Genomic DNA, 13,315 nt, shown 5'->3' on the forward strand with positions numbered 1-13,315 from the left:
AGTATACCAAAGGGGCCGACAGAATGAACCAGTATATTATCAAACGAAATATTTGCAGTAAATTCCCCATCTACACGCTCCCTTTACTGACCCAATACACCGATACGTTGCAGCCATGTCTGTACAGCCGTTTTAGCGGCATCGGAATCAGATTCGCTGCCACGAATTGCTAAGCCTTCCAATAAATGGGCTCCAGGGAATTGTTTTGCTAAGACTGCTTCAACACTCCCTAAGCCGGACCCTTCATGAGTTGTAAACGGAATTACAGTTTTACCATTCAAATTAACTTGATCAAGGAAGGTGTGAACAACCATAGGGTACTCACCCCACCAAATTGGCGAACCGATATAAATAGTGTCATATTGACTCAAATCAGGAATTTGTCCCTGAATAGCCGGTCTTTCATTATTAGCCTGTTCCGCCTTCGCTACTTGCGTAGTTTCACGATACTCCGACGGATATTCTTTTACCGGTACAATTTCATACATATCGACCCCGGTAGCGCTTTGAATGTAATTGGCAATTCGATGGGTGTGACCGATTGGCAATTCGCCTACACCGTAAACACCTTTAGTTCGCGAGAAAAATACGATTAAGCTTCGGTGGTTCCCTTTAGTTGTATCCGTAGTGGATACTACATTACTAGTAGACACGGTCGTAGTACTCGTATCAGTTTTATCGTTTGAAAAATTCAGCCAAAACAGGCCTGCGCCTATAATAACAACAAGAATAGCAAAATAAATTTTTTTAGAGTCATATAAATTCCTCCCAATTCTCTCAATATCTCAAAATATAATGGCTTAATGCTTTTGATAGCATATTTTGCTATTATTTCATTGCCATTATATTCCTTGATGTTAACTTCAAGTCAAGTAAATAGTTCTAAGTTTTTAAATATTTTGAAAAAGCCTAACTATCTATTATGATAAAATTTTATGAGTATGCTATAATTATTGTGCATAGTAAATTCGTAGTAACCGTTACACCAAAAGGAGTTTACCATGATTGATTTAATCTTATTAGAACAATTAATTGCATTCAATGATTTCGGCACTTTATCAAAAGCGGCAGAACAGCTTAATATATCCCAACCGGCTCTGACGCGAAGCATGCAGCGCTTGGAAGATGAACTGGGCATTCAATTATTTATACGCACCAAGAATCGCATGACCCTTACCGATACCGGTTACTACACCGTATCGCAAGAGCGTCAATTACTGCGTCATACGGATGATTTTTATCAAAAAATCCATCAATATGCGTTACAACAAGTGGTCTTATATGTGGGGGCCTCCGCGCCCGGTCCTTTATATAAAGTAGAGTATCGAGCCAAAGAACGTAAGTTAGAGCAAAAATTAAACACAGAAATGGCGGATGACCAAACACTGAGAGAAAAGCTGTTAAATGAAGAATGCCAGCTGGTCATCACCGACAAGCCTATCGATAACCCAAAAGTGATTACTGAACTGTTCTTTAACGAAGTGTTGTCACTCACTGTTCCACCCGACCATCCGTTGGCGGACCGAGAATTTGTCACAAAAGAAGATTTAGCCGGTTTAACCATGTTACTGCGTACTCAGCTCGGCATTTGGGAGGATTTTGTCAATCAATTGACCGAAACGACCTTTATCAAGCAAAGCGAGCCGGAAACATTTAATGCCTTAGTAGCGGCTTCCAATTTGCCCAGCTTTATTACCAACGTGAGCAAACTGAATTGGCATGTCCCCGAAAATCGCATCAAGATTCCTATTAAAGAGGACGCTGCTACCATACCGTTTTATATGAATTCCTTGAAAAAACACCGTCATTTAATGGAACAGTTGTTATAAAAAACAATGTCTCCATAGTCAAAACGAGGCTTATAGGACAAAACGAAAACCTAAAACGACCACCTAGCAAAAAAGCAATCCGCAGGCAAAGGCTCTGTCAATCAGAGTTTCTCGCCTTATGGATTGCTTTTTTATTAGTATGATAGCTCCTAAAATGAGCCGTTCTGCGTTCTCTATACCGCTCTTACCAAAGGTTTAGGATAACTAATGTTTTATATTTAACGCACTTTTATAGAATATACTCGGACAAATCAACGTCTTGAACGATAGTACCTAAGCGTTCTTCAACCATTTCAGCAGTAATGGTTACGTCTACTTCTTCAGCCGGTGGTGCATTAAAGGAAATGTCCTGCAATAATTTCTCTAAAATCGTATGTAAACGACGAGCACCGATATCTTCCGTTTCATTATTTACGCGATAGGCCAATTCGGCGATTTTATCGATGGCTTCTTCTTTAAAGTGAATGGTCACTTTATCCGCTTTAAGAAGCATATGATATTGTTTTAATAATGCTTGTTGCGGTGTCGTCAAAATTTCTTTGAAATCTTCCTGCGTCAAGCTGTTAAGTTCTACACGAATCGGGAAACGGCCCTGTAATTCAGGAATTAAATCGGATGGTTTCGACACATGGAAGGCACCGGCCGCAATAAACAAGATATGTTCCGTTTTAATAGGACCGTATTTCGTATTTACTGTTGCACCTTCTACGATAGGTAAAATATCGCGCTGTACGCCTTCACGGGATACATCGGGACCGGACGCACCGCTGCGAGCCGCAATTTTGTCGAATTCGTCGATGAATACAATTCCCTCTTGTTCAGCCAACTCCACGGCACGATCCGTAACGGCATCCATATCCAATAATTTTTGAGCTTCTTCCTGAACGAAGATTTTACGCGCCTGCCCTACTGTGGTATGGCGTTTTTTCTTTTTCTTCGGTAATAAATTACCAAACATTTCGGAAATATCGGTACCCATACCGTCAGGCGAACCATTTAAAGGCATAGCAAATGCTTTGGCCTGTTCTTCTACTTCAATTTCGATTTCACGGCTATCCATGAGACCGTTCTTCAATTGTTCAAAGAACTGGGTCCGTTTTTCAGACATTTCCGGTTCTTCTTGTTCTTTTTTAGCTTCTTCTTTTTCTGTATCTTCAGGACTGGCAAAAAGCATTTCCAAAGGATTAGTCATCTTTTTAGATTCCGACTCTTTTTTAGGCCAAAGAATTTGCAATAAACGTTTATTGGCAAGTTCTTCCGCTTTTTCCTGCTGTCCTTCCATCATTTCTTCTTTAACCATGCGCACGGAGTTTTCAACCAAATCACGAATCATTTGGTCCACATCACGACCCACATAGCCTACTTCGGTAAACTTAGTGGCTTCCACTTTAACAAACGGAGCCTTTACCAATTTCGCCATACGACGAGCCAATTCCGTTTTACCGACACCGGTAGGGCCGATGAGTAAAATATTTTTTGGCGTATACTCTTCGCGTACATCTTCCGGCAATTGTTTGGCACGCCAGCGATTACGCAAGGCAATGGCTACCATTTTCTTGGCTTCCGATTGCCCGATAACATATTTATCCAACTCCGCCACAATCTGACGCGGTGTAAAGTTATTAGTATCCATCAAAACCTCCAGAATAAGGCCGGCTACCTATGTCGATAACACGGTCTTGTTAACTGTAACATTAATAGCTGTAACCTTAATAGCTATAGCCCATACCGGTTATAACTATTCAGACAACTCTTCAACAATAACATTATGGTTTGTATATACGCAGATATCGGCTGCAATATGAAGTGCTTTCTCGGCAATTTCACGAGCACTAAGCTCTGTATTGGCCGCTAAAGCGCGAGCCGCTGCCAACGCATAATTGCCGCCGGAACCGATAGCACAAATACCGTCATCCGGTTCGATGACTTCACCGTTACCGGACACCAATAAAATAGTTTTACCATCTGTTACTAATAAAAGTGCTTCCAAATTACGAAGCATTTTATCGCTGCGCCATTCTTTAGCAAGTTCTACGGCACTACGCACCAATTGCCCGTTATATTGATTAAGCTTAGCTTCAAACTTATCAAACAAAGTAAAGGCATCGGCTACGGATCCGGCAAAACCGGAGATAACCTTGCCATTATACAAACGGCGCACCTTTTGGGCCGTATTTTTCATAACTACACTTTGTCCCATCGTAACCTGTCCGTCACCGGCAATGGCAACAGATTTATCACGTTTAACGGCACAAATTGTAGTTGCGTGAAATTCTACACTCATTATAATTCCTCCTTCAACTTCGCTAACGTATCCAACGCACGCTGCGCAATTAAAGCATTTTTTTCTTTCTTTTTACGTACTTTAGTCGGCCATGATTCCATTATACCAAAGTTAATATTCATCGGTTGGAAATCGGAGCCTTCATACGCACTGATGTAATGGCTTAAACCGCCCATCGCCGTAGTGCGCGGGAAGCTTACCGGCACTTTTTCTTCTAAAATACGACTAACATGAAGGCCTGCCATAAGGCCCGAGGCAGCCGATTCCAAGTAGCCTTCGACACCTGTCATCTGACCGGCAAAGAAGAATCTTGGATCTTCAATCAGTTGGAAGTATTCATTTAATAAAGTCGGTGAATTGATATAGCTGTTGCGGTGCATTACGCCATAGCGGATAAATTCCGCATTTTCGAGGCCCGGAATCATGGAGAAAACACGTTTTTGTTCGCCCCATTTAAGATGTGTCTGGAAACCGACTAAGTTAAACATGGTCGCTTCTTTGTTTTCTTTGCGAAGCTGTACTACAGCATAGGATTCCTGATTGGTTCGTTTATCTACAAGGCCAACCGGTTTTAACGGCCCGAAGCGCAAGGTATCGATACCGCGGGATGCCATGATTTCTACGGGCATACAGCCTTCAAAATATTGCTCTTTTTCAAACTCTTTAACTTCCGCTACTTCAGCGGTCGTCAAAGCATCCCAAAAGGCTTTATACTCTTCTTCCGTCATCGGACAGTTCAAGTAATCCGCATCACCCTTGTCATAGCGGGAAGCGGCAAATACTTTATCATAGTTAAGTGATTCGGCCGTTACAATCGGAGCCGCCGCATCATAGAAATAAAAATCGGCAGTCCCTGTTTTGGCTTTAACCTGTTCAGCTAAAGCATCCGACATGAGCGGCCCCGCCGCTACGATAACGATGCCCTCCTTCGGTAATTCCGTCACTTCTTCGCGGATAACCGTTACCATCGGATGTTCCGATAATTTCTTCGTTACCATTTCACTAAATAAATGGCGATCCACCGCCAAGGCACCACCGGCCGGTACGGCCGTAGCATCGGCACAGGCCATAATTAAAGAATCAAGCTGACGCATTTCTTCTTTTAAAAGGCCTACGGCATTTTCTATATTTCCGGCCCGCAGGGAATTACTGCACACCAATTCGGCAAAATTTTCTGTATGATGGGCCGGCGAAGTCCGTTGTGGCCGCATTTCATACAAAGTAACGGGTATATTGCGCTTAGCCAGTTGCCAAGCCGCTTCCGAACCGGCAAGTCCGGCTCCGATAATCGTAACTTTAGATGTAGTCACAATATCCTCCTTTTGATATTTCTATATTAATAATCTATTAGTTTTATTCTGCTGATTTTGAATCAGTGGTACTTTTCTCTCCATCATCAGCCTTTTTCTTACGCGTTCGTTTCTTAGGCTGCGTCGGACAATTTTCATTGGAACAGAGCTTCTTCGTTGTACCGTTCTTATACGTCTTTTCTGTCATAATACTGCCGCAAGTTTCACAAGTCTCGTTAATTGGTTTATTCCACAAGGTGAAATCACAAGCGGGATAACGATCGCAACCGTAGAAAATACGACCGCGTTTCGATTTACGTTCCACAATCGTCCCTTCATGACATTTTGGACAGGTCACACCGGTGCTGACCGTAATCGGCTTAGTATTTTTACATTCAGGGAAATTGGAGCATGCCAAGAAACGGCCGAAACGACCGAATTTATACACCATCGGATTGCCGCAAACATCGCAGATAACATCGCTTTCTTCATCGGCGATTTTAACCTTATCTACTTCATTCGCCTCCTCCAATTCCTGAGCAAACACAGTATAGAATTCACTTAAAACATCCTGATAGGTTTCTTCACCACTGGCAATATCATCCAGATCTTTTTCCAAATGAACGGTGAAGTCTACATTGATAAATTTTTCAAAGTGAGCAATCAAGAAGTCAACCACTACAAAACCCAGTTCGGTTGGCACAAATTGCTTATCCTGTTTTTCCACATAGTTACGGGACATAATAGTATCGATAATTGGTGCGTATGTACTTGGACGACCAATACCGCGTTCTTCCAACGTTTTAATGAGGCTGGCTTCCGAATAACGAGCCGGCGGTTGTGTAAAATGTTGTTCCGGCAAAATTTCTTTATTCGCTACCGTATCGCCTTCCGCCATAATAGGAATTAATTTTGGTTCATCCCCATCTTTTTTAGCTTCTTCGTAAACTTCCGTAAAGCCTTTAAATACTACTTTACTACCGGATGCACGCAATTTATAGTCATCAACCTGTAATTGGGCCGTTACCGTTTCCGATTGTTGCGGTGCCATCTGGCTCGCCATAAAGCGATTCCAAATCAAAGTATACAGCTTTAATTCATCACGACTAAGGAAGGGCTCTACCATTTTAGGTGGTAATTCAAGCGAAGTAGGTCGAATCGCTTCATGCGCATCCTGACTGCTTTCCTTCGTACCGAACACATTCGGTTTAGCCGGATAATATTCTTTGCCAAAATGATTTAGAATATATGTCTTCGCAGCCTGTTGCATTTCAACGGCAATACGGGTAGAGTCCGTACGCATATAGGTAATCAAACCGACATGGCCGTAGCCGCCGATTTCGAGGCCTTCATATAAATGCTGAGCAATCATCATGGTACGCTTGGCGCCGAAATTAAGCTTACGAACACCTTCCTGTTGCAAAGTCGATGTGGTAAACGGTGCCGGTGCTTTGCGGGAACGCTTGCGACGCTCTACTTTGATAACTTCCGCCGTCTGACCGGCAATGTCTGATTTAATAGCTTCCGCTGTCGCTTCATCAGGGATAGTGATTTTTTCATCACCTTTATGTGTCAGTTCAGCCGTAAAGCTTTCCTTATCCGTCGTCATATATTGCCCTTCAATGGACCAATATTCTTCCGGAATAAATGCTTGAATTTCTTGTTCCCGTTCACAAATCAAACGAACGGCTACGGACTGTACGCGGCCGGCACTGAGGCCTTTACACACTTTACGCCATAATAAAGGACTTAATTTATAACCTACAATACGGTCGAGCATACGACGAGCCTGTTGGGCATCCACCATATTTTTATCAATCGTACGTGGCGAATTAATCGCTTCCGCCACGGCATGCTTTGTAATTTCGTTAAACGTAATACGACATTTGGAAGCTTCATCCACATTCAGTATATAGGCTAAATGCCAGGAAATGGCTTCCCCTTCACGGTCCGGGTCAGTAGCCAGTAAAATGGCTTTTGATTCGTCCGCATCATGTAATAACTCTTCAATCAACTTTTTACGAGTCGTCAAATTAGAATAACGCGGTACAAAACCGTTTTCAATATCAATACCAAGCTGACTTTTTGGTAAGTCACGTAAATGCCCCATACTTGCTTTAACAATATAGTCAGGGCCTAAGAATTTTTCAATAGTTTTAGATTTTGCCGGTGATTCCACAATCACCAACGTTTTACCATCCGGATTATACGTACGAGGTGGCAATGTTTTGGCTAAATCACCTACAGCCTGCATAACCGGTTTGGCTTTCCCCTTGGCGGTAACCGCCACTTTGCCTTCCAAACGGCGTTCTTCTTTTTTACCAGTTGCGGTGTCTTTCTCACCGATTACGATGGAACGTTTAATGGACAAACTGATTCCTCCCGAATTCCAATATTATATACCCTTTTGAAGCAGTTCGTTCAATACACTGCTTAAGTTCTAAGGACAATAAACTCAAATGGAGGGCTCCCTCTGAAAGTTTTGTCGTCATAGCTAACGTTTCCAACGATGTTTCTTTTTCATTGGATAATGACGCTAAAATCTTTCGTTCCTCCACACTAAAGCTTAACACACCCACGCCTTTATGGCTACTGCTTTTTTCCTCACCGGCGCCTTCCAAGCATTGCCAATTATACATATCAGGCACTTGAGAGGGCTTTATTAATAAAATAGCCCCCTCTTCTAACAGCCAATGATTGCCTGCAAATTCATTAGTCAATATATTCCCCGGCACAGTGAAAACATCTCGCCCTTCATTGTTCGCCATATCGGCGGTAATCAATGAACCACTGCGTGACTTGGCTTCTACGACTATAACACCGCGCGAAAGCCCACTGATGATGCGGTTGCGCATAGGAAAGAATCCCGCCTTAGCTTGTACACCGGGACCGTATTCCGACAACAAAAGGCCATCATTTTCAATTATTTTTTGAAATAAACGGGCATTACTGCGTGGATAGCTTTGGTCCAGACCACAGCCCATAACAGCGATCGTCTGACCATGCCCCTTGAGAGCCCCTTCATGAGCATACGAATCAATACCGCGGGCACCCCCACTGACGACAGCGATACCATATCTCGCCAGTTCGGCTGCAAAAACAGTGGCTACATTGCGCCCGTAGGGCGTACAATTACGGGCTCCCACCATAGCGATTTTACGGGGATTTTTAAATGTCTTTAAATTGCCGCGATAAAATAAAACTTGCGGCGGATTAAATATTTCACGTAATTCTTCAGGATAGGCTTCATCGTGAAAGCCGACTACCTGAATATGATAATTGTTCAAATCATGCTCAAGCTTACCTAAATCCATAGTTAATATTCCTTTTACTAACGCTGATTTATATTGCTTTTTAACCTGCAAAGTATCGTCAACCGCTTTATCTTTTTGTACGGTTTGCCATAGTTCAATAGGTGTGCCATAGCGCTTTAAGGCTTCACTAATTGTTACACTTCCTATACCCGGCAAACTTCCTAAAGCGGCTAAAATAAGTCGATCGTCAGTTAATTCTGTTGCTTGCACCATACTGTACTCCCCATCCCCTTTAAATTATAAACAATATATAATCGCTATACGAAATTCAGCAGATTATGGAATGTCTTTAACTTTAATAATAACCTCTATTTGATGTTTACCTTATTATTTAACCTCGTTAGCTCTTACATGCGGTAGCTCAATGCTTCCGCTACGTGTGAAATATCTACCCGTTCTGCGCCGGCCAAATCGGCAATAGTCCTAGCTACTCGTAAAATCTTGTCATAGCTGCGTATGCTAATGTCTAAATTTTGAAAAGTCTGTGCTAAGACTTGCTGCGCTTCATCGGTTACCTCACAGGCAAGCATCAACTGTCTATGACTTAGTTCACTATTAAGCAAGACTCGATTACCGTCACTAAAATGTAACGCTATAGAACGTTTTCGTTGAATTTCACGAGCGCTGATAACACGTTCACGAATGGTTGCTGACGTTTCAGCATCACCAACAGCTTGTAATTCTTCATAAGTAGGTCTCGTTACATGAATCACCATATCGATTCTATCCAATAGCGGTCCCGATAAGCGTTTAACATAACTTTCAATTTGCCACGGTGTACAAGTACAAGTATGACCTTCACCACCATCATGCCAGCCACACGGACAGGGGTTCATCGCCATCAATAAAATGAAGCGGCACGGATACGAGAATGTACCATTGGCTCTCGAAATATGGATAACCCCTTCTTCCAAAGGTTGGCGCAAAACTTCCAGTACCGACCGAGAAAATTCCGGTGCTTCATCTAAAAATAAAACACCTTCATGACTCAACGTTAACTCACCGGGTTTCGGAATACTCCCACCTCCGGCCATGCCGGCCAACGTAATAGTATGATGAGGACTGCGAAATGGTCGTACCTGCATCAGGCCTTCCGTCGGCAATAAACCGGCCACACTATAGATGCGGCTGATGCTGAGCTGTTCTTCTTCGGTCAAAGGCGGCAATATGGACGGCATAGCTTTAGCCAGCATAGTTTTACCGGCCCCCGGCGAACCGGTAAGCAGTACGTGATGACCACCGGCGGCGGCTATCTCAAGGGCTTTTTTGGCTATAATCTGACCTTTTACCTCTGAAAAATCGGCCAGTCGCTGCAACGAATGAGTACCTTGTGTTGCGGGTTTTGCCATAATCTCCGGTATTTTCCCAAGAACCATAGCTACCAAATCTTTAAGGCTCGAAGCCACCACCACATCACCACCGAAACCATGCTTCATTTCGGTACCATTATCCGGCGCGGTATACAGTTTTTGTATGTTTTGTTCTCTTGCACCAAGAGCCAATGCCAAAGCACCGGTCGTCCCTTTTAAACGTCCCTCTAAGGATAGTTCCCCAATAAATATCGTATTTTCAGCCAAATCCTCTCTTTGGTCGGTATTAAACGGAATAGCCTCCGAAGCCAATAAAACGCCCATAGCGATGGCTAAATCGAGGCCTGAGCCGTCTTTACGAATATCCGCCGGTGCTAAATTAATGACAATCCGTTTCATGGGAAACTCAAAGCCTGCATTGCGAATGGCCGCCCGAACCCGTTCTTTGGCCTCTCTTACTGCGGCCGTAGGCAAACCTACTATTTCAAAACAAGGCAATCCCCTTGCTATATCGACTTCAACGGTCACCACTTTGGCAGCCAAACCATATAAAACGATTCCTTTAGTTTTTGCATACATACCCTAACATCCCCTATAAACCTCGGCATCCCTATAAACACCGGCATTCCTATAACCCCCGGCATCCCTATAAATACGGCATTCCCTATAAATACCCGATGATTCCCATTTATTCAATAAAAAAAGCTTTTTATTTAACAAAAACAGCCTTTTAAATGGCGTATTTGAAATCGATCATTATGAAATACATAGACTTCAATAACATCAAAACGAACCGGTATATCCCCACTACTGTACTGCTCTAAATAAAGTTCCGTACTGCGTCGAATATGATTTTGCTTTAATGCTGTAACAGCCTCACAGGGAAGACCGTACTTCTTACTGCGCCGCGTTTTTACTTCTATGACAATCAAAATTCCCGCTTTTTTGGCAATAATGTCTAACTCTCCATAACGAGTCCGCACATTACGGGCCACTAACTCATATTCATTAGAGCATAAATATTCACATGCTTTTGATTCCCCATACTGTCCCAATTCTTTGTTAGTCAAAAATAACAGCCTCCCGATTTCTATGTAAACCAGATTCCATATGGTGCTCAATTATGGTTTCTCTTTGTCCAAAACATTGTATAGTATCTGTTTATTACCTTATCAGTTATTGAAGGAACTGTAAATCCTTGTACTTCAAACCTCTTTTTAAAATCGACCTTTCGTAGCAGCACACCACTTGACAAAAACCAATTAATTGTTCTATTCCATTTAGAATATTTATTCGTTTTTGAATATTAATCATTCAACTATTACGCAACTAAAGTTATACATAGAGAATGCCAAAAACCGGCCATAGGACCGGTTTTCCAACATAGGATTCTATTTACTTTTTGACGGATATTCAAAACCTACCATGCTTTTAATGGGTTCAAAACTTTTGCGGTGGAGCGGAGTTATGCCTTGCAACTCCAAGGCTTCTTTATGGAGCGGCGTAAAATAGCCCTTGTGAATGGCAAAACCATAACCCGGATATTCATCCTCCAAGGATTCCATATAACGATCGCGTGTTACTTTAGCCACAATTGATGCGGCCGCAATGGAAGCACTTTTAGAATCACCCTTAACGAGTGATTCTACAGGAACTGCAAGCTCCGGCAATGGCATAGCATCTACCAGGACTGCCTTCGCCGGCACCTTTAAGGTATTAATTGCTTCATACATAGCCGTCTGCGTAGCCCGATAAATATTGAGCTCGTCAATTTTTTCAGGACCATACGAAATGCAACTAACCGCAACGGCTTGGCGCATAATTTCATCATAAATAAGCTCCCGTTTATGCGGTGCAATCTTTTTAGAATCATTAAGGCCTTCGATTTGAGCATTTGGCGGTAAAATTACAGCAGCCACTGTAACCGGCCCCGCAATGGGACCGCGCCCAACTTCATCAACACCGGCCACTTCAAAAATACCTTCTTCATAGAAGCTGTTTTCATACGTATAAAGTGCATTCAAACGCTGAAATTCCGCTAATTGCTTCTTCTGACGCATCACGTAAGCAGCGGCCAACTTACGAACCGAAGATCGGGAATCTTCCTGAGCCCACAAGAGAACATCAAACTCAAATTGAGTGGTTTCCAAAAGGGTTTTAATTTCTTTTACCGTTAAGGCCTCAAATTCATTCTTCGTCATGCTTAGTTTCGTCCTCTTTAGTTAACGGTTCTTCATTGACACTATCCAATGTTAAATTGCCAAGCTTCTGATTCCTATAATCGGTGAGCACAATGCGTCGCGCCTTGTCTAAATCGACGATACCGCCACTTACTAAACAACCGCGACGACGGCCGATATTTTCTAACAATGTATCGGCATCGCCTAACTCTTCCGGTTTTAATTTATAGCGTTCCGCTAATAAACCGGGTTGCGCTTCATTGACCTGATTAAGTAATTGTTTCATTACCGATTCAAGGTCATACACATCATCTGAAATAGCACCGGTCATAGCCAGCCGAGCAGCGGCACGCTGATCTTCCAATTTAGGCCACAATACGCCCGGCGTATCGAGAAGTTCCAAATCCTTACCGATTTTAACCCACTGTTGACCTCTGGTATGACCCGGTTTATCCGCCGTGCGAGTAGCGGCAGCACCGGCCAATTTATTAATCAAGGTAGATTTCCCTACATTGGGAATACCAAGAATGATAGTACGCACGGAACGGCTGCGAATGCCTTTATTCTTCCATTTGTCGATAATCGGCTGGGCCAGACGTTCAACAGCTTTGACTAACTGCTTATTCCCCTTACCGGTTTTGGAATCAATTGCCAATACGGTAGCACCTTGGCTTTCGAAATAAGCAACCCATTCTTTAGTTGCTTGCGGATTAGCCAAATCGGACTTATTTAACACGACGATATGTGGTTTTTGGCCCACTACTTCACTGATTACGGGATTGGCACTACTCCGTGGAATCCGAGCATCCAACAACTCGATGACAACGTCTACTTTTTTGACATATTCCTTTATCATGCGGGTGGCTTTCGCCATATGCCCCGGGAACCAATGTACGACCGGAAATATATCCTGTTTTGTATCTGCCATGGTATCGCCTCCTTTAAGCTTAATCGTTCATCTTTAACTGATTTTTATACACGTATCTTTATGCCACAGTAAAAAATAATAAAAATATTCGTACGTTATATATCGCCTCAGTTTATATATACTGACATATAACGTAGCACACATGTATAATAATCAGAATATTTTTAATTTATGCAATTCG

11 protein-coding genes are annotated in these 13,315 nt (G+C 42.7%); 1 reads left to right on the forward strand and 10 read right to left on the reverse strand.

Going from position 1 to position 13,315, the window contains the following annotated elements; all coding sequences use genetic code 11:
* Window positions 1-83: 83 nt before the first annotated feature.
* Entirely contained in the window at window positions 84-653 is a 570-nt protein-coding gene (locus QZL64_RS05755; RefSeq protein ID WP_021841052.1) for a flavodoxin, read from the reverse strand.
* Between the two features lie 348 nt (window positions 654-1,001).
* Between QZL64_RS05755 and QZL64_RS05760 the strand changes: the two genes are divergently transcribed.
* Window positions 1,002-1,829: a LysR family transcriptional regulator gene (locus tag QZL64_RS05760; RefSeq protein WP_021841053.1), complete on the forward strand. Its 828-nt coding sequence runs from the start codon at window positions 1,002-1,004 to the stop codon at window positions 1,827-1,829.
* 229 nt (window positions 1,830-2,058) lie between these two features.
* Here the strand turns inward: QZL64_RS05760 and hslU are convergent, their stop codons facing one another.
* The 9 genes from hslU to ylqF all read right to left on the reverse strand — a co-directional run bounded on the left by hslU (window position 2,059) and on the right by ylqF (window position 13,134).
* Window positions 2,059-3,462: an ATP-dependent protease ATPase subunit HslU gene (hslU, locus tag QZL64_RS05765; RefSeq protein ID WP_021841054.1), complete on the reverse strand. Its 1,404-nt coding sequence runs from the start codon at window positions 3,460-3,462 to the stop codon at window positions 2,059-2,061.
* 105 nt (window positions 3,463-3,567) lie between these two features.
* Entirely contained in the window at window positions 3,568-4,113 is a 546-nt protein-coding gene (hslV, locus tag QZL64_RS05770; protein ID WP_021841055.1) for an ATP-dependent protease subunit HslV, read from the reverse strand.
* Window positions 4,113-5,423 (reverse strand): methylenetetrahydrofolate--tRNA-(uracil(54)-C(5))-methyltransferase (FADH(2)-oxidizing) TrmFO, encoded by a 1,311-nt coding sequence (trmFO, locus tag QZL64_RS05775; protein ID WP_021841056.1) that lies wholly within the window; start codon window positions 5,421-5,423, stop codon window positions 4,113-4,115. The genes hslV and trmFO overlap by 1 nt, the downstream gene beginning before the upstream one ends.
* Before the next feature lie 43 nt (window positions 5,424-5,466).
* Entirely contained in the window at window positions 5,467-7,773 is a 2,307-nt protein-coding gene (gene topA, locus QZL64_RS05780; RefSeq protein WP_021841057.1) for a type I DNA topoisomerase, read from the reverse strand.
* A complete protein-coding gene (gene dprA, locus QZL64_RS05785) occupies window positions 7,763-8,929 on the reverse strand; it encodes a DNA-processing protein DprA (RefSeq protein WP_021841058.1) in 1,167 nt (388 codons plus the stop codon). Before dprA ends, topA begins: the two co-directional genes overlap by 11 nt.
* A 134-nt stretch (window positions 8,930-9,063) precedes the next feature.
* Window positions 9,064-10,605 carry a YifB family Mg chelatase-like AAA ATPase gene (locus QZL64_RS05790; protein ID WP_021841059.1) on the reverse strand — a complete coding sequence of 514 codons (1,542 nt, stop codon included), beginning with the start codon at window positions 10,603-10,605 and terminating at the stop codon, window positions 9,064-9,066.
* 134 nt (window positions 10,606-10,739) lie between these two features.
* Window positions 10,740-11,096, reverse strand: a complete 357-nt coding sequence (locus tag QZL64_RS05795) for a YraN family protein (protein ID WP_021841060.1) — start codon at window positions 11,094-11,096, stop codon at window positions 10,740-10,742.
* A gap of 321 nt (window positions 11,097-11,417) precedes the next feature.
* Window positions 11,418-12,227 carry a ribonuclease HII gene (locus QZL64_RS05800; RefSeq protein ID WP_021841061.1) on the reverse strand — a complete coding sequence of 270 codons (810 nt, stop codon included), beginning with the start codon at window positions 12,225-12,227 and terminating at the stop codon, window positions 11,418-11,420.
* Window positions 12,214-13,134: a ribosome biogenesis GTPase YlqF gene (gene ylqF, locus QZL64_RS05805; protein WP_021841062.1), complete on the reverse strand. Its 921-nt coding sequence runs from the start codon at window positions 13,132-13,134 to the stop codon at window positions 12,214-12,216. The genes QZL64_RS05800 and ylqF overlap by 14 nt, the downstream gene beginning before the upstream one ends.
* Window positions 13,135-13,315: the final 181 nt, after the last annotated feature.

Origin of the sequence: Veillonella sp. CAG:933 (assembly GCF_000431435.1) — a bacterium.
GTDB lineage: Bacteria > Bacillota > Negativicutes > Veillonellales > Veillonellaceae > Veillonella_A.